Origin of the sequence: Cronobacter turicensis, from assembly GCF_041222865.1 — a bacterium.
In the GTDB taxonomy this organism is placed as follows: domain Bacteria; phylum Pseudomonadota; class Gammaproteobacteria; order Enterobacterales; family Enterobacteriaceae; genus Cronobacter; species Cronobacter turicensis.
In genome coordinates this window covers 404,627-422,543 of the sequence record NZ_CP165997.1, presented here as the reverse complement: position 1 = coordinate 422,543, position 17,917 = coordinate 404,627, and the positions used below count along the sequence as shown (strand labels likewise).

13 protein-coding genes and 1 riboswitch are annotated in these 17,917 nt (G+C 59.5%); of the genes, 5 read left to right on the top strand and 8 right to left on the bottom strand.

What is annotated here, in order from left to right:
• Positions 1-221: 221 nt before the first annotated feature.
• Positions 222-415: riboswitch (Lysine riboswitch) on the top strand.
• 113 nt (positions 416-528) lie between these two features.
• Positions 529-1,881: a lysine-sensitive aspartokinase 3 gene (gene lysC / locus AB8W27_RS02045; RefSeq protein ID WP_015742677.1), complete on the top strand. Its 1,353-nt coding sequence runs from the start codon at positions 529-531 to the stop codon at positions 1,879-1,881.
• Between the two features lie 22 nt (positions 1,882-1,903).
• On the opposite strand, the gene AB8W27_RS02040 is transcribed toward lysC, so the two are convergent.
• Genes AB8W27_RS02040 through AB8W27_RS02030 form a run of 3 tightly spaced genes read right to left on the bottom strand, consistent with a single transcriptional unit; the run spans position 1,904 to position 5,066 of the window.
• Positions 1,904-2,689, bottom strand: coding sequence for a nucleotidyltransferase domain-containing protein (locus tag AB8W27_RS02040; protein ID WP_041924214.1), 786 nt, complete (start codon positions 2,687-2,689; stop codon positions 1,904-1,906).
• Positions 2,690-2,703: 14 nt separating this feature from the next.
• A complete protein-coding gene (locus AB8W27_RS02035; RefSeq protein ID WP_015742679.1) occupies positions 2,704-3,930 on the bottom strand; it encodes an RtcB family protein in 1,227 nt (408 codons plus the stop codon).
• Between the two features lie 2 nt (positions 3,931-3,932).
• A complete protein-coding gene (locus tag AB8W27_RS02030; protein ID WP_015742680.1) occupies positions 3,933-5,066 on the bottom strand; it encodes a slipin family protein in 1,134 nt (377 codons plus the stop codon).
• A 476-nt stretch (positions 5,067-5,542) separates the two neighbouring features.
• Between AB8W27_RS02030 and rtcR the strand changes: the two genes are divergently transcribed.
• From rtcR to AB8W27_RS02015, 3 genes are all read left to right on the top strand, one after another.
• Positions 5,543-7,135 (top strand): RNA repair transcriptional activator RtcR, encoded by a 1,593-nt coding sequence (gene rtcR, locus AB8W27_RS02025; protein WP_015742681.1) that lies wholly within the window; start codon positions 5,543-5,545, stop codon positions 7,133-7,135.
• Positions 7,136-7,298: 163 nt separating this feature from the next.
• A complete protein-coding gene (gene panS, locus AB8W27_RS02020; protein WP_015742682.1) occupies positions 7,299-8,243 on the top strand; it encodes a ketopantoate/pantoate/pantothenate transporter PanS in 945 nt (314 codons plus the stop codon).
• 90 nt (positions 8,244-8,333) lie between these two features.
• A complete protein-coding gene (locus AB8W27_RS02015; RefSeq protein ID WP_015742683.1) occupies positions 8,334-8,606 on the top strand; it encodes a DUF3811 domain-containing protein in 273 nt (90 codons plus the stop codon).
• A gap of 30 nt (positions 8,607-8,636) precedes the next feature.
• Here the strand turns inward: AB8W27_RS02015 and AB8W27_RS02010 are convergent, their stop codons facing one another.
• The 4 genes from AB8W27_RS02010 to metH form a co-directional block, all read right to left on the bottom strand.
• Positions 8,637-8,960: a helix-turn-helix domain-containing protein gene (locus AB8W27_RS02010; protein ID WP_015742684.1), complete on the bottom strand. Its 324-nt coding sequence runs from the start codon at positions 8,958-8,960 to the stop codon at positions 8,637-8,639.
• 1 nt (position 8,961) lies between these two features.
• Positions 8,962-9,306, bottom strand: coding sequence for a type II toxin-antitoxin system RelE/ParE family toxin (locus AB8W27_RS02005; protein WP_041923987.1), 345 nt, complete (start codon positions 9,304-9,306; stop codon positions 8,962-8,964).
• A 119-nt stretch (positions 9,307-9,425) separates the two neighbouring features.
• The gene (locus AB8W27_RS02000) at positions 9,426-11,057 is read right to left on the bottom strand and encodes a Na/Pi cotransporter family protein (protein ID WP_041923988.1); all 1,632 of its coding nucleotides are present in this window, start codon (positions 11,055-11,057) and stop codon (positions 9,426-9,428) included.
• Positions 11,058-11,336: 279 nt separating this feature from the next.
• Entirely contained in the window at positions 11,337-15,020 is a 3,684-nt protein-coding gene (gene metH, locus AB8W27_RS01995) for a methionine synthase (RefSeq protein ID WP_015742687.1), read from the bottom strand.
• Between the two features lie 197 nt (positions 15,021-15,217).
• On the opposite strand from metH, the gene iclR reads away from it, so the two are divergent.
• Positions 15,218-16,054: a glyoxylate bypass operon transcriptional repressor IclR gene (iclR, locus tag AB8W27_RS01990; protein WP_015742688.1), complete on the top strand. Its 837-nt coding sequence runs from the start codon at positions 15,218-15,220 to the stop codon at positions 16,052-16,054.
• Between the two features lie 42 nt (positions 16,055-16,096).
• Here iclR and aceK read toward each other — a convergent pair whose 3' ends face one another.
• Entirely contained in the window at positions 16,097-17,887 is a 1,791-nt protein-coding gene (gene aceK / locus AB8W27_RS01985; protein ID WP_015742689.1) for a bifunctional isocitrate dehydrogenase kinase/phosphatase, read from the bottom strand.
• Positions 17,888-17,917 lie beyond the last annotated feature (30 nt).

Sequence of the window (17,917 nt, the reverse complement as noted above, 5' to 3'; positions counted from 1 at the left end):
CGCGTAGCCACAAACAGGAAGAAAATCTTTGTTTTCCAACATAGTTCGGGGTGTGGCAAGGCGGTAAGCGAGCGAATCCCGAGCAGAACATAAACACGATTTTCAAACGGTTTGGGGTTACGCGAAGGCGGCGACGCAGCGAATCCCCAGGAGCATACAAAAGTATGTGACTGGGGTGAGCGAGGAAAGCCAACACACGCGTAGCCACAAACAGGAAGAAAATCAAAGGAAGAGGCGCGTCGGCCAGGTAACGTGTGCGAGGAACCCGTCCCACGACCACACGTGAGGGGGAACGACGCCGAGGTGGCGTGCTGTCTGGTAAGGCGCGTCATCGGCTGCAGGGGCTGAATCCCCTGGGCTGTCACCCGAAACGACGGCAGTCGAACGTTTCGCAAGGTGGAGCGCTTCTGGGTGTATCGTAACGTTGGTGTTGTCCTCCTGCGTCCGCCCCTTTACTGCGCTTTCCTTGTGCCCAGGCTGAACAGATTCCGCCATACATGATGAATGGCGCCCTGACACGAGGTTGTTATGACAGATTCTTTAGTGGTCGCTAAATTTGGCGGCACCAGCGTGGCGGATTTCGACGCCATGAACCGCAGCGCCGATGTCGTCCTGGACGACGGCCACGTCCGTCTGGTGGTGCTTTCCGCTTCCGCCGGGATCACTAATCTACTGGTGGCGCTGGCAGAAGGCCCCGAAGCGACCGAGCGTTTTGTAAAGCTCGACGCTATCCGCAAAATTCAGTACGACATCCTGGAGCGCCTGCAAAACCCGACGGTGATCCGCGAAGAAATCGACCGTCTGCTGGAAAACATCGGCACGCTTTCAGAAGCCGCGTCGCTTGCGACCTCAACCGCGCTCACCGACGAGCTGGTCAGCCACGGCGAACTGATGTCCACCCTGCTGTTTGTCGAGATCCTGCGCGAGCGCGGCGTAGACGCGCGCTGGTTTGACGTGCGTAAAGTGATGCGCACTAGCGACCGCTTCGGCCGCGCCGAGCCGGATGTCGCGGCGCTTGCCGAACTCTGCACACAGCAGCTCGCGCCGCGTCTGGCGGAAGGGCTTGTTATCACGCAGGGGTTTATCGGCAGCGAAGCCAAAGGGCGCACCACCACGCTTGGCCGCGGCGGCAGCGACTATACCGCCGCCCTGCTCGCCGAGGCGCTGAAAGCGCGCCGCGTGGATATCTGGACGGATGTGCCGGGCATCTACACCACCGATCCGCGCGTGGTGCCCGCCGCGAAACGCATTGATGAAATCGCGTTTGAAGAAGCCGCCGAGATGGCGACATTCGGCGCGAAAGTGCTGCACCCGGCGACGCTGCTGCCTGCGGTGCGCAGCGACATCCCGGTGTTTGTCGGCTCCAGTAAAGATCCGAAAGCGGGCGGCACGCTGGTGTGCAACAAAACCACCAACCCGCCGCTGTTTCGCGCGCTGGCGCTGCGCCGTAAGCAGACGCTGCTGACGCTCCACAGCCTGAACATGCTGCACTCGCGCGGTTTCCTCGCGGAAGTGTTCAGCATCCTGGCGCGGCATAATATTTCGGTCGATCTGATCACCACCTCGGAAGTGAGCGTGGCGCTGACGCTCGACACCACCGGCTCAACCTCGACCGGCGACACGCTGCTCACTCAGGCGCTGTTGACCGAGCTTTCCTCACTCTGCCGCGTGGAGGTGGAAGAAAACCTGGCGCTGGTGGCGCTGATTGGCAACAACCTCTCTAAAGCCTGCGGCGTCGGCAAAGAGGTGTTTGGCGTGCTGGAGCCGTTTAATATCCGCATGATTTGCTACGGCGCGTCGAGCTATAACCTCTGCTTCCTGGTGCCGGGCAACGATGCCGAACAGGTCGTCCAGAAGCTGCACCAGAATCTTTTTGAGTAAGTAAAAAAATGGCCTGACATTGTCAGGCCATCACCGTGTCATAAAGCAGCTTATCTAACAGACTCGCCTGCGCTTGTTCGCTGTGCGGCAGCTCAGGCGGGGTTTCGCCGCGCGCCAGTTCTGCGGCGATAAACGCGTGTATCCGCGGCATCGCCGCGCCATACTCAGCCTCGCCCGCACGCTGCTTTCTCGCCAACAGTACGTCGATTTCTTCCCGCAGCAGCGGATCGCTCACCGTGCCATCCAGGAGCGTGCGAAAGCGCATCGGCGGCGCGCCCTTACCGGCTTCTACCCAGCGCACCGCAAGCAGCGGGCGCAGCACGTAGAAATATTTCTTCAGCCGCACCGTCTCGCCCTGCAAATAACTGTGAAAGTTTTTGCGGGCCATTGAGTAGTAGTGCCAGCGCGCCCGCTCGGCCGAGAACCAGAGCGGCACCTGATCGCGCAGCGCGCTGAGGGTAGTCTCATCCTGCCGGTAGACTATCGGCGAATCGAGCCACTCGATAAGCGTCGGGTTCGCCCGTTTGAGCAGCCCGAGCGCTTTGCGCCACTCCCAGCCGCAGACGTCGAGCGTGTCGTCGATGGGCAGTTCGATAACATCGCGCGGCGCATCGACCCGTAAATACCACTCCGGCGGATGCACATAGAGAAAGCGCACGTCGTAGTCGCTGTCCGGCGAGGCAAAGCCCCAGCCCCGGCTCCCCGATTCGCAGGCGTAAAGCACCTTCACGCCATACTTTTTTTCTACCTCGTTTAACACCTGCCGCACGCGCTCGCGCATGGCGGCGTCCACACCGTTCAGTTCCATGTTGTTACCCTTCATTATCCTTTAACGCACACCACCTGACGCAGCGTATGCACGATCTCCACCAGCGACGATTGCGCGGCCATGACGGCCTCGATGTCTTTATACGCCATCGGGATCTCATCGATCACCTCGCTGTCTTTACGGCACTCAACGTGCGCCGTCGCGCGAATTTGATCTTCCACCGTGAAGCGTTTTTTCGCCGCGGTACGGCTCATGGCGCGCCCTGCGCCGTGGCTGCATGAACAGAAGCTCTCTTCGTTACCCAGCCCGCGCACAATAAAGCTTTTAGCGCCCATGGAGCCTGGAATGATCCCCATCTGGCCTTTCTGCGCCGATACCGCCCCTTTGCGCGTCACCAGGATCTCTTCGCCAAAGTGCGTCTCTTTCTGCACATAGTTATGGTGGCAGTTCACGGCCTCCTGCTGCGTCATAAACGGCTTTGTAATGATCGCGGAAAGCGCCGCCAGCACGCGGTTCATAATCACCTCACGGTTCTGGCGCGCGAAATCCTGCGCCCATTCCACAGCCTCGATGTAATCGGCGTAGTGCTTGCTGCCTTCTTCAAAATAGGCGAGATCGCGGTCCGGCAGATTCGCGATATGTCGCTGCATATCTTTCTGGGCAAGCCCGATGAAATGGGTGCCGATGGCGTTACCCACGCCGCGCGATCCGCTGTGCAGCATTACCCAGACGCGCTCCTGCTCATCAAGGCAGATCTCGATAAAGTGGTTACCCGTACCGAGCGTTCCCAGATGCTGATGATTATTGGTCTTCAACAGGTTGGGATATTTATCCGTCAGACGCTTAAAGCGCGATGCAAGCGGCGCCCAGTGATGATCGACATCCTGCGGCGTGTTCGACCATGCGCCTTTATCACGCTGGCCGCGCCCTGTGGTACGCCCGTGCGGGACAGCCTGTTCGATGGCGCTGCGCAGCCCGCTCAGGTTATCCGGCAGATCGCGCGCCACCAGCGACGTGCGCACCGCGATCATCCCGCAGCCGATATCCACACCCACCGCCGCCGGGATAATCGCCCCTTTGGTCGGGATCACACTGCCGATGGTCGAGCCTTTACCCAGATGCACATCCGGCATTACCGCGAGATGTTTAAAAATAAAAGGCATTTTCGCCGTTTTCAGCAGTTGCTCACGCGCTTCCGGCTCTACCGGCACGCCGTGGGTCCACATTTTTACCGGCGCGCCGTTAGCCTGCGCCAGCGTCTGATAGTGATTATCTTGCATTGTCATACCCCTTTAATCTGTACCAGCCCCTGCAGCACCTGATCCAGGCCGCCGAATACGGAGATCTTATCGATACGCTCCGCCACTTTTTCCAGGGTTTCGAGCTCTTTCAGTCGCAGCGCGACCGGGTTGTTTTCCATCACTTTCGCGGTGTTCAGCAGCGAACGGGTCGCGGCGGTCTCTTCACGACGGCGGATAACATTGGCCTGCGCGGATTTCTCCGCTTCCACCAGCCGCGACAAAATCGTTTTCATGTCGCCCGGCAGCACGATGTCTTTCACGCCGGTCGAGGCCACTTCGATACCAAACGGCGCCATGCGTGCGATGACCTGCGCGCCCACCACGTCGTCGATAACCTGTTTATTTTCCAGCAGCTCATCGAGCGTGCGGGTGCCGACCGCCTCGCGCAGCGCAAACTGCAGCTCGCGGTATAAATGCTCCAGCGGTTTGGTGAGCTGGCTGTAGGCCTGCAATACCTCCTGGTAGCGCCAGTTGGCCCCCAGATTAATGCGCAGGTTCACTTTATCTTTGGTCAGGATCTCCTGACCGGACACTTCCATCGCCTGAAGGCGCGTATCGATGACTTCCGCCTCCACCAGATGGTTGATTTTCCAGTACGCGCTTAAGCCTGGCGGCAGCAGCGGCTGGGTGACGCCGTCGATTTTCAGCACGCCCACGTGCCAGGCGGGCACATTGACGGTCAGGATGGCGTCGCGCCCTTTTACCGCCGCATCGCGGCCGCGCGGTTGCAGCACCGCGGTCATTATCTCCGTCGGCACATGCACGTCGCCGGTATCCAGATGCACGGCACGCAGGCTGTCGCCGTCGCGCCAGAAGAGACGGCGCGCGCCTGGCGGAATAATTTCCACCAGCACGTTATTGCGCCACAGCGCCGCGGTTTCGTTATCGGCGGTATCGACCGCCAGGCAATACGTCTCTACCCATTCTGGCTGAAAACGGCGCAGATAGTCGGCCAGTTCAGGCGCCACGTCGCCGCTGTTCATCTCCACCAGCGTCACGTCCGGTTTGTTAAACCACGGCAGGCGATGCTCGCCCGCTTCCAGCACCTGATAAAAATCGCCCTGTTTTGCCAGTAAACCCAGCTGGCCCTTACGAATCGTCACTTTGTTATTCATTTTTTTCCCTTACTGTTGTGGCTGACGCGAATAACGGCGCGAAGCGGGAGGGGGAAGCAACCTCTGTTCCGGTCTTTTCTGCCTGCCGCCCGGCGCCGTTACCGGCGTCAGTGTGTGGCGGTCGCTAACGACTCAACCGCCGGGGTACTGCTTCTAATGCTTCTCTGGAAGGAGAACGAAAATTCAGGAGTCGAACCTGATAAAACCGACAGTTTTCCGCGTCATTGCACTGGCGGAACGCCCCCTGGATAACGTGTTACCGTTCCTGGTGCGCCGGCGGGGTCATAAGCCCCTGCATCTCCAGCGTGCTGACAGCGTAATAATTGCCAGAAGCGTGCCAGTTTCGCTTAAGGGAAAAATAAATTTTTAAGTTATTGATTATTAATCATAAAATATTTAATGCGATGCGCGACGGCCATAACAGAAAGGGGTATGATTTATCTTTATATATCGTTACTTATCTTTAAGGATAAAATATGCAAAAGCGTCGCGTGGTGATTGGCATGTTGGGCACCGTGCTGGACCGGCGCGGTAAACGCGCCAACCGCTGGAATAAATGGCGTCCGTCCGTCGCGCTGTGCCAGCAGCCCGGTTTACCTGTCGACCGCTTTGAACTGCTGTATCAGGCCCGCGACGCGTCGCTCGCAGAGCGGGTGATGGAAGATATCGCGATCGTTTCTCCGCATACCGAAATGCGTCCTCATACCGTGGTGATGGACGATCCGTGGGATTTTGAGGAGGTGTATGCCGCCCTGCTGGATTTCGCCACGCGCTATCCCTTTGACACCGACAATGAAGAGTATCTGGTGCATATCACCACCGGTACGCACGTAGCGCAGATCTGCTGGTTCCTGCTGACCGAAGCGCGTTATCTCCCGGCGGCGCTGTTACAGACCAGCCCCGATCGCCGCGGCGAGGATGACGAGCAGAAAACCATCGGCACGGCGTCGGTCATCGATCTTGATTTAAGCCGCTATGCCACACTGACGAGCCGTTTCCAGCGCGAGCAACAGCAGTCGGTGTCGTTTCTCAAATCCGGCATCGACACCCGTAACGCTACCTTTAACCGCCTGATCGACCAGATCGAGCGCGTGGCGCTGCGATCCACCGCGCCCATTCTGCTGACGGGGCCGACCGGCGCGGGGAAATCGTTCCTCGCAAAGCGCATTTTCCAGCTGCGCCAGGCGCGGCATCTGGTACAGGGAAAGCTGGTGTCGGTGAACTGCGCGACGCTTCGCGGCGATAACGCGATGTCGACGCTGTTTGGCCATGTGAAGGGCGCCTTTACCGGCGCGCAACAGGCGCGGCCAGGGCTTTTGCGCGAGGCCGACGGCGGCGTGCTGTTTCTGGATGAAATAGCCGAGCTGGGGCTCGATGAGCAGGCGATGCTGCTAAAAGCGATTGAGGAAAAAACCTTTTTTCCGTTCGGCTCGGATAAAGAAGCGCAGAGCGATTTCCAGCTGATCGCCGGCACGCACCGCGATCTGGCGACGTGGGTCGCTGAAGGGCGCTTTCGCGAAGATCTCTACGCGCGCATTAATATGTGGGCCTTCGCGCTGCCGGGCCTCGCCCAGCGCCGTGAGGATATCGCGCCGAACGTCGAATATGAGCTACAGCGCTTCTCGGCGCAGCAGCAGACGCAGATCCGTTTTGATAAAACCGCGCGTGAAAATTATCTCGCCTTCGCCTGCTCGCCACAGGCGCGCTGGCCGGGCAACTTTCGCGAGCTGGGCAGCTCGGTGGCGCGCATGGCGACGCTTGCCGAACAGGGGCGTATTACCGACGCGTTAGTCGAGGAAGAAATCGCCCGCCTTACCGCAAGCTGGCAGCCGCCCGCAGGCCCCGCCGCCGCGCTGCCCGTCGATACCGCGACGCTCGATCTTTTCGACCGCGACCAACTGGCGGCGGTTGTTGCCGTGTGCCGGCGCAGCGCCTCGCTCTCCGAGGCCGGACGCACGCTGTTTGCGGTTTCGCGCCAGAAGAAAGCCAATCCCAACGACGCCGACCGCCTGCGTAAATATCTGGCGCGCTTTGGGCTGAGCTGGGAGCAGGTTCACGCGCCTGAATGAGGGCTTTTCATCATAATTTGTTTGAATAACTTTCCTTCGCACGATAAACAATACCAATGGCCGGGCTCGATCCCGGCCTGTTTATAACAACACAACACAACATTCTCTCCCGGCGGATGCCGCGTTACGGCGACGGCTCACTACGGGGTGCAAGGAAAACACGATGCTCGCGACACTCACCCGGCTGTTCCCGCTTTGGGCGCTGCTGCTCTCGGTTATTGCTTATTACACGCCCTCCACGTTTACGCCCATCGGCCCGTGGGTCAGCACGTTATTGATGCTGATTATGTTTGGCATGGGCGTGCACCTGAAACTCGACGATTTTAAGCGCGTGCTGTCGCGCCCCGCGCCGGTGGCGGCAGGGATTTTCCTGCACTATCTGGTGATGCCGCTGGCCGCCTGGCTACTGGCGATGCTGTTCCATATGCCGCCGGATCTCTCCGCCGGGATGGTACTGGTGGGGAGCGTGGCGAGCGGTACGGCGTCTAATGTCATGATCTATCTGGCGAAAGGCGATGTGGCGCTGTCGGTGACTATCTCGTCGGTCTCAACGCTGGTGGGTGTGGTGGCCACGCCGCTGCTGACGCGTCTCTATGTTGACGCGCATATCCAGGTCGATGTGATGGGCATGCTGCTGAGTATTCTGCAAATCGTGGTGATCCCGATTGCGCTCGGGCTTATCGTGCATCATCTGTTCCCGCGCGTGGTGAAAGCGGTGGAGCCGTACCTGCCCGCGTTTTCGATGCTGTGCATTCTGGCGATTATCAGCGCCGTGGTGGCGGGCTCCGCTTCGCATATCGCGTCCGTCGGGCTGATGGTGATTGTGGCGGTCATTCTGCATAACAGCATCGGCCTGCTCGGCGGTTACTGGGGCGGACGCCTGTTTGGCTTTGATGAATCCACCTGCCGGACGCTGGCGATTGAAGTGGGGATGCAAAACTCCGGGCTCGCCGCCGCCCTCGGCAAACTCTATTTCTCGCCGCTCGCGGCCCTGCCTGGCGCGCTGTTCTCGGTGTGGCATAACCTTTCCGGCTCGCTGCTGGCGGGCTACTGGTCCGGCAAACCGGTGGACGGAAATGGAAAAAACGCGCGGCGTACCGCAAGCTAACCAAATAAGCCCGGCAAAACCGGGCTTATTTACTGAGTTACCTGCGGCGTTGCGTTACACTGGCGGCTCAACCCCTGAGGAGTCGCCCTTATGTCCCTGCCCCGACTGACCCAGAAAGAGATGACGGAAAGCGAACAGCGCGAGTTAAAAACTCTGCTCGACCGCGCCCGTATCGCTCATGGCCGCCCGCTCACGAATTCGGAAGCCAACCACGTCAAAAAAGAGTATATCGACAAGCTGATGGCGCAGCGCGAACAGGCGGCGAAGCAGACGCGCAAGCAGAAAAAAGCGCAGGCGTATAAACCGGACAGCGACGCGACCTTTTCGTGGTCAGCCAGCACGCACGTGCGCGGCAGACGTTAGGCCGCCATCGCCAGCGTCTCCCGACCGTTGTTATGCCGACGGGTAGACCATGCGCATAGTCCCGCGCGCCTGTTGTGCTTCGCCGACGACGATACTGATATCCTGTCCCAGGCGCATCAGGCAGGCCATCATTTTCGTTTCACTGATGCCGCGAAACTGGCCGCGCAGGAGCTGAGAGAGTTTCGGCTGGGTCATTCCCAGAAGGCGGGCCGCCTCCTGTTGGGTTAAGCCGCGCGCTTTGAGAATGTCACTAATCGCCATCGCCAGCTGCGCTTTTAGCTGCATCTCCTCGGCGTCGATAAGCCCGAGATCGTCATAAACATTTCCATTACTGCGTTCAATGTCTGCTGTCATTTCAGCCTCCGGCGTGGCGTTGCGCGGCTTTCAGCCGCTGTTCAATTTTGTCGATTTCCGGTCGGGGCGTGGCAATACCGGAAGAGGATTTTTTCTGGAATACATGCAGGACATAAATCGCATCGCCCAGACGAACGGTGTAGACCGCCCGAAAGGCATTCCCCTGATAATCCTCCACAACCTCAAGCACACCCGCGCCGCCAAAACCTTTAAGCGGCCTGGCCTGTGGATGGCGCCTGCCCTTCTGCGCCAGATAAAGCGCATAACCAAACAGATCCTGAACATCCTCCGGCAGCGCCTGAAGATCTTTTCTGGCCTGCCCGACCCAAAACAACGGTTTTATCATGTAGCGTTCCCTCTGATTATACCTATATGGGTATAAAAAACAGCGTCCGGCCTTCACGATAAAACAAAAAACCCCGCAGTCAGCGAGGTTTTTTGTCATCTTTCGGCATGTCTTCCAGATTATTCCTCCAGCCGCTCCTCATCGTCATCCGGCTGTTCGAGAATGCTGTAGGCCACGGCGCAGAACAGCGAGTTCAGGCGTTTCATATCGCCAAGCAGCCCCAGATGCAGGGCGCTGGTTTCAATACTCTGCACGTTTTGCTGATGCAGCCGGTCCACATGCGCATGGGCGTAGCGACGGTTGAGGATGCGAAAACGGTGTTTGTGGCGCCGCAGGCGCCGGGCGCTGGGTACGTCGCCTGCGAAAAAGACCGACAGGCTGAGCTTCAGGTTGGCGGTGAGTTTCTCCAGCAGGGTATCCAGCTCTTTCACGCCCTCCGGTGAAAACGCGCGGCGTGCGGCCAGCGATTTGTTCGCCACTTCGCTGCCCATGCGCTCAAGAATATCCGCCGCCTGTTCGAGGTTCAGCGACATCTCGATGATTTCCGCCCAGCGTTTCGCCTCTTCTTCCGCCAGATCTTCTTTCGGCATGCGCGCCATATAGAGCTTAATGGCGGTGTAGAGCACATCCACGTCGTCGGCGAGCCGTCGCAGCGTTTTCTCCTGGCGCGGTTCGCCGTGCATCACTTTGCCATAGACCTCCAGCATCTGCTCCAGCACGTCGCCGATGCGCAGCGTTTCGCGCGCGGCGTTGGCAAGGCCCAGCGCCGGCGTGTCCAGCGCGCTCGGGTCAAGGTGCCGGGGCTTCATGCGCAGATCGGTTTCCGGGGTATCCGGAATAATGCGCTGGCAGAGCCGCGCCATCATGCCCGCGAAAGGCACCATCACGAGGCAGCGGATAAGGTTGTAGAAGACGTGGAAATAGATAACCAGCTCCGACTCTTCCACCGGCAGCCTGTGCAGGGTTTGCGCCAGAAAAGGTACGAAAGGGAGCACCAGCAGGCTGCCCACCAGCTTAAATAGCAGACTGCCGAGCGCCACGCGCCGCGCCGCGGGGCTGGCGGCGCCGTTATTGAGCATCGCCAGCAGGCCGGAGCCGAGGTTCGCGCCAATCACCAGACAGAGCGCGACCTGAAATGAGATGACATCCGTGGCGTTGAGCGTGGCGGTCAGGAGGACCGCCGCCAGGCTTGAGTAGCTGATGACCGCGAATACGGCGCCTATCAGGGCGTCGAGCATGATATCGCCGGTGAGCGAGGCGAAAATGACCTGCACGCCAGAGGCCTGGGTGATGGGCGTGACCGCCTGCACGATAAGCTCCAGCGCCTGCAAAATCAGCCCAAGGCCGATAGCGACGCGCCCCAGCTGGCCTGCACGGCTCTGTTTGCGGCCAAGAAAGAAGATGACGCCGATAAAAATCAGCAGCGGCGAGAGCCAGGAGAGATCGAACGTCAGTACGCGCGCCATGAGCGCCGTACCGACATCAGCACCGAGAACAATGACCAGCGCAGGCGTCAGCGCCACCAGATCCTGCGCGACAAACGAGGTGACCAGCAGCGTGGTGGCATTGCTGCTCTGCACCAGCGCCGTCACGCCAATGCCCGCGCAGAAGGCGAGCGGTTTTTTCTCAACGCTGCGGCTGAGCACGCTTCTTAAGCGCGCGCCGAAGACGCGCATGACGCCGGTACGCACGATGTGAGTGCCCCAGACCAGCAGCGCCACAGCAGAAAGCAGGTGTAACAGCGTTAACACGGCTTCTCCTTATCGTTGTGTTTTCCCGAGAAGCAGACACGATGCCGCTCCTTTGATGAGTATAAGTAATTAACCAGAGGAAGTATTGGAAGGTGGGGGTATCAGGAGGCCGCCAGACGGTTGATGATTGAGGTAATGGCGGGTGATGACGGGAACGGCGGGTGCGCTGCGCTTACCCGCCCTACATGTTCGCCTTACGGATTTAATCCGTTGTAGGTTGGGTAAGCGGCGCGCACCCGCCGGAAAGCGGATGGCGCAGCCAGGCAAGAACGCCGAACGCTAATCCGCGTCGTAGCCGAGGTTCGCCGCGAGCCACCGCTCCACCTCGCTCACGCTCATCCCTTTGCGCCGCGCGTAATCTTCCACCTGGTCGCGCTGGATCTGCGCTACGGCGAAATATTTGCTTTCCGGGTGGCTGAAATACCAGCCGGACACCGACGCCCCCGGCCACATGGCGTAGGATTCGGTGAGCTTCATGCCGATGCGGTTTTCCACGTCGAGCAGCTCCCAGATGGCCGATTTCTCGGTGTGCTCCGGGCAGGCCGGATAGCCAGGCGCCGGGCGGATGCCCTGATAGTTCTCGCGGATGAGCTCCTCGTTGCTGAGGTTTTCATACGGCGCGTAGCCCCACAGCACTTTACGCACGCGCTCATGCAGATACTCGGCGAACGCTTCCGCCAGACGGTCCGCCACCGCTTTCACCATGATTTTATTGTAATCATCGTGCTGCGCGTCGAAGGCTTCCGCCAGCGCGTCCTCCTCCAGCCCGCCGGTCACCGCGAACGCGCCGAGGTAATCAGCTTTGCCGCTGTGTTTCGGGGCTACAAAATCCGCCATACAGTAGTTCGCAAAGCCCACTTTCTCGGTCTGCTGGCGTAAGTGATGACTTACTGACAACACCTGCGTACGCGTCTCGTCGCGGTAGATTTCGATATCGTCGCCGACGCGGTTCGCCGGGAAAATGCCCACCACGCCGCGCGGCGTCAGGGATTTTTCGGCGCTCAGTGCGTCGAGCATCTCGTTGGCGTCTTTGAACAGGCGCTGCGCCTCTTCGCCCACAACCTCATCTTCCAGAATGCGCGGGTATTTCCCGGCCAGCGACCAGGTCATAAAGAACGGCGTCCAGTCGATGTAATTACGCAGCGTCTCGATGCTCGCCACCACCTCTTCCACGCCCAGACGGTGCGCGGCGGGCGGCGTGTAGCTTTCCCAGTCGAACGCCAGATCGTTTTCACGCGCGGCGGCGAGCGTCACCGGCGGCGTGCGCGGCTTTTTACGCCCGTGCTGAATACGCACGGTTTCATACTCTTTGCGGGTGCGCGCGACGAAATCATCGCGCAGCGTATCGGAGAGCAGCGAAGAGACCACGCCCACGGTGCGCGACGCGTTCTGGACATAGACCGTCGGCCCGCTGTAGTTCTGCTCGATTTTTACCGCCGTATGCGCTTTCGAGGTGGTCGCGCCGCCGATCAGCAACGGCAGGGTAAAGCCCTGGCGCTCCATCTCTTTCGCCACGTTCACCATCTCATCCAGCGACGGCGTGATAAGCCCGGAGAGCCCGATGATATCGGCGTTCACTTCACGCGCCGTTTTGAGGATTTTATCCGTCGGCACCATCACGCCGAGATCGATAATCTCGTAGTTATTACACTGCAACACCACGCCGACGATGTTTTTGCCGATGTCGTGCACGTCGCCTTTCACGGTCGCGAGCACGATTTTGCCGTTGCTCTTGCCCACTTCCTTACTGGCCTGAATGTATGGCTCCAGGTACGCCACGGCCTGCTTCATGACACGAGCGGATTTCACCACCTGCGGCAGGAACATTTTCCCCTCGCCGAACAGATCGCCAACCACATTCATGCCATCCATCAGCGGGCCTTCAATCACCTGAATAGGACGTTCCGCCTGCTGGCGCGCCTCTTCGGTATCCTGCTCGATAAACTCGGTAATGCCTTTCACCAGCGAATATTCGAGGCGCTTTTTGACATCCCACGAGCGCCACTCGGCCTGCTGAGCGTCGGCGGCGCTGTCCGCTTTGCTGCCGCGGTATTTTTCGGCAAGCGCCAGCAACCGCTCGGTGCCGTCGGCGCGGCGGTTAAGGATGACGTCTTCCACCGCGTCGCGCAGTTCGGCGGGCAGATCGTCGTAAATCGCCAGCTGTCCGGCGTTAACGATGCCCATGTCCATGCCGTTGCGGATGGCGTAGTAGAGGAACACGGCATGGATCGCCTCACGAACCGGGTCGTTGCCGCGAAACGAGAACGAGACGTTGGAGACGCCGCCGGAGATCAGGGCATGCGGCAGCTCGCGTTTAATGTCTTCACATGCGCCGATAAAATCCTGCGCGTAGTTGTTGTGCTCATCGATGCCTGTCGCCACCGCAAAAATATTCGGGTCGAAAATGATATCTTCCGGCGGGAACCCGACTTCTTCGGTGAGGATGTTGTACGCCCGACGGCAGATTTCAATTTTGCGCTCGCGGGTATCGGCCTGGCCCACTTCGTCAAATGCCATCACCACCACCGCGGCGCCGTAGCGGCGCACCAGCCTGGCGTGGTGCACAAACGCCTCGACGCCCTCTTTCATGGAAATTGAGTTAACGATGCCTTTGCCCTGAATGCATTTCAGGCCTTTCTCGATAACGTCCCATTTCGAGGAGTCGATCATAATAGGCACGCGGGCGATGTCTGGCTCGCCCGCGATGAGGTTAAGGAAACGCACCATCGCCGCTTCGGCGTCGAGCATGCCCTCATCCATGTTGATATCGATAATCTGCGCGCCGCTTTCGACCTGCTGACGCGCCACATCCAGCGCTTCGCTGTATTTCTCTTCTTTGATTAAGCGCTTAAATTTGGCCGAGCCGGTGACGTTGGTGCGCTCGCCGACGTTCACAAACAGCGAATCGTCGCCGATGTTGAGCGGCTCAAGGCCCGCCAGACGGCAGGCGACAGGGATCTCCGGCAGTTTGCGCGGCGGTAAGCCTTCCACCGCGCGGCTCATGGCGGCGATATGCGCCGGCGTGGTGCCGCAGCAGCCGCCGACGATATTTAAGAAGCCCGATTCCGCCCACTCGCGGATTTGCGCGGCCATCACGTCAGCGTCTAAATCATATTCGCCAAAGGCGTTCGGCAGGCCCGCGTTGGGGTGCGCGGTGACGTAGCATTCCGCGATGCGCGACAGCTCCGCCACGTACTGACGCAGTTCATCCGGGCCCAGCGCGCAGTTAAGGCCGAACGTGAGCGCATCGGCATGGCGCAGCGAGTTATAAAACGCTTCGGTGGTCTGGCCCGACAGCGTGCGGCCGGAGGCATCGGTTATCGTGCCGGAAATCATCATGGGCAGTTCAACGCCGAGCGCCTCGAACTCCGTCTTCACGGCGAAAATCGCGGCCTTGGCGTTAAGGGTATCGAACACGGTTTCGATAAGAATCAGATCCGAGCCGCCTTCAATCAGCGCGCGCGTGGATTCGCGGTAGGCGTCCACCAGCTGATCGAAGGTGACATTACGGAAGGCCGGGTCGTTCACATCAGGAGAAATCGAAGCTGTACGGTTAGTGGGCCCTAACACACCGGCCACATAACGCGGTTTTTCCGGCGTGCGCGCGGTCCACTCGTCGGCGCAGGCGCGGGCCAGTCGCGCGGCTTCATAGTTGATTTCCGCCGACAGCGATTCCATCTGGTAATCCGCCATCGCGATGGTCGTCGAGTTAAACGTGTTCGTCTCGATGATATCGGCGCCCGCTTCGAAGTAGGCGTAGTGGATCGCGGCGATGATATCTGGCCTGGTGAGCACCAGCAGGTCGTTGTTGCCTTTAAGATCGCACGGCCAGTCGGCAAAGCGCTCGCCGCGGAAATCCTCTTCATCCAGACGATAGCTCTGGATCATGGTGCCCATACCGCCGTCCAGCACCATAATGCGTTCAGCTAATTGTTGGCGCAGCTGCTCAGATTTGCTACTCACATATGCTCCTGATACTCGACTCAACCCAGGCCACCAAGGCCAGCAAACCATACTGGCATAAAGCGATCGGACGGGAAAGGCGCGCGGCGGCAACGTGAGACATGTTCATAATTGACTGCTCCGATGAGTTGCCTGGCGGTTGCATTATCGCCAAATAAAACGAAAATGATTTCCACGATACAGAAAAGGAGGCCGTTATGGTCGCTACCGTACCCGCTAAACGTGGCAAAAAGCCCCGCAACGCCGCCACTACCGCCGCCCCGCAGGCGACGGGCCAGGTGCAGTCGCTCACGCGCGGCCTGAAGCTGCTGGAGTGGATAGCCGAATCGCAAGGTAGCGTGGCGCTGACAGAGCTGGCGCAGCAGGCCGGATTGCCAAACTCCACCACTCACCGCCTGCTTACCACCATGCAGCAACTGGGCTTTGTGCGCCAGGTGGGCGATCTCGGCCACTGGGCTATCGGCGCCCACGCCTTTATTATCGGCAGCAGTTTCCTGCAAAGCCGTAACCTGCTGGCGATTGTGCATCCGATTCTGCGCACGCTGATGGAAGACTCCGGCGAAACCGTGAATCTCGCGGTGCTGGATAAGAGCGATCATCAGGCCATTATTATCGACCAGGTGCAGTGTACTCAGTTGATGCGCATGTCCGCGCCGATTGGCGGCAAGCTGCCGATGCACGCCTCGGGCGCCGGGAAAGCGTTTTTGTCGCAGTTAAGCGATGAGGATGTGTCTGCGCTGCTGCACCGTCAGGGGCTGAAAGCCTATACGCATGCGACGCTGGTGGCGCCTGCGCACCTGAAAGACGATCTCGCCCAGACGCGCAAGCGCGGCTACTCCTTTGATGATGAAGAGCACGCGCTCGGCCTGCGCTGCGTGGCGGCCTGTATTTACGACGAGCATCACGAGGCATTCGCGGCGATTTCTATCTCCGGCCCGATTTCACGCATGACTGACGATCGCGTGACGGAGTTAGGCGCGCTGGTGATCCGCGCGGCAAAAGAAGTAACGCTGGCTTACGGCGGCGTTCGTTAAGCGGCTGGCGGGCGTCAGACCTTTTCCCCTGACGCCTTCGCCTTATTCCTCGCCCACGACCGAGGGCGCGATATTCGCAACGGCGGACTCAGGGGAGCCGTTGTGATTTTTCCAGCGCACGCAGAAACGCTGGCGTCGGCGGTACGCGTACACATCCTCCACATACCCTTCACGAATGCGGGTCTGTAGCGCGCGCCAGTAGCTGGCGCTGAACAGATCGCTGTGCATCTCTTCAAACAATGGACCGATTTTCGGGTCGGCGCAGAGCCAGTGGCGAAACTCCTCCGGAAAGACGTCGCCGGGCGCCACGCTGTACCAGGGCTCGGCGCTGAGTTCGTCCTCCGGGTAGCGCGGCGGCGGGATATCGCGAAAATTCACTTCGGTCATGTAGCAGATCTCATCGTAATCGTAGAAGACGACCCGCCCGTGGCGCGTGACGCCGAAGTTTTTAAACAGCATATCGCCGGGGAAGATGTTAGCGGCGGCGAGCTGGCGGATGGCGTTGCCATACTCTTCGATAGCGTCGCGCAACTGCTGGCCCGTCGCCTGCTCCAGCCACAGATTGAGCGGCACCATACGGCGCTCGATATAGAGATGGCTGACAGAAATTTTATCGCCCATGTCGGTGAGTTTTTGCCCGACCTCCTGGTGCAGCAGCGCCATCAGATCCGGGCTGATATGCCGTTTTTCAATGACGAAGTTTTCAAACTCCTGGGTATCCGCCATGCGTCCGACGCGATCGTGCTCTTTCACCAGCTGGTAGCAGGCGCGCACGTGCGCTTCGCTCATCTCCTTTTGCGGAGCGAAGCGGTCTTTGATGACTTTAAACACCCGGTCGAACCCCGGCAGCGTGAAGACCAGCATCACCATGCCGCGAATGCCTGGCGCCTCGATAAACTGTTCGTCGGCGTGACGCAGATAGTGGAGATATTCGCGGTAGCTTTCGGTCTTGGCGTGTTTCTGACAGCCAATCGCCATATAGAGCTCGGCCGTGGTTTTGCCCGGCAGGATCTCGCGCAGCCATTCGACAAGGGCGGCGGGCAGCGGCGCGTACACCATGAAATAAGAGCGGGCGAAGCCGAAAACGATGCTCGCCCCGGCGCTGCCGGTGAGGCAGGTGTCGACAAACAGTTCGCCGTCGTCGCTGCGGTGGACAGGCAACAGAAAAGGCAGCGTGACGTCGGGCAGACGTAGTTTACCCACCAGCCAGGCGGCTTTGTTGCGGTAGAAGAGTTCATTCGCCACTTCCAGATGCGCCTGCGCGAGACGCGCCGGGCCGAGCGTTTCGTTAAGATGCGCGATGATGTAGCGGACATCGCGCGGCAGATCCTGCCACGGCAGGCGCAGAGGGAGATCGGAGAGCAAAGTCGTCAGCAGCGGCTCCCAGCCCTGCTCCGGAAAAAACGTTTTCGCGAGCGGCCGCGGCATGGTGCGAAAGCGTCGCTCAGGCTGGGAGCTGAAAATAAACAACCGGTCCGGCGTGAGCGAGCGGTGATCGTAAAGCCTGCAATAAACGGAATTAAAAAAGCTTTCGGCGATTTCAAAGCGCGGGTAATCGGGAAGCAGATCGGTGTAATGGCGCTTCACGCGCAGCAGAAAATCGGGGTCGGTGGCTTTCCCTTCCATAATGCAGCGCAACTGCTCAACCACCAGCCCGACATGGTGATCGTAGAGATGGATACGGCTTTTCATCGCCTGCTGGACAGCATGCCAGTCGGCCTGTTCAAAGCGGTGTTGCGCGCCCGCCGTGATTTCCAGAAAACGACCATATTGCGCGTCAAACCCTTGCAGGATGGTTTGGGCGATGAGTAGCTCGAGTCCACGCGACGGCATAGGCAGGCTCCGTGTGTGAAAATAAAAGGT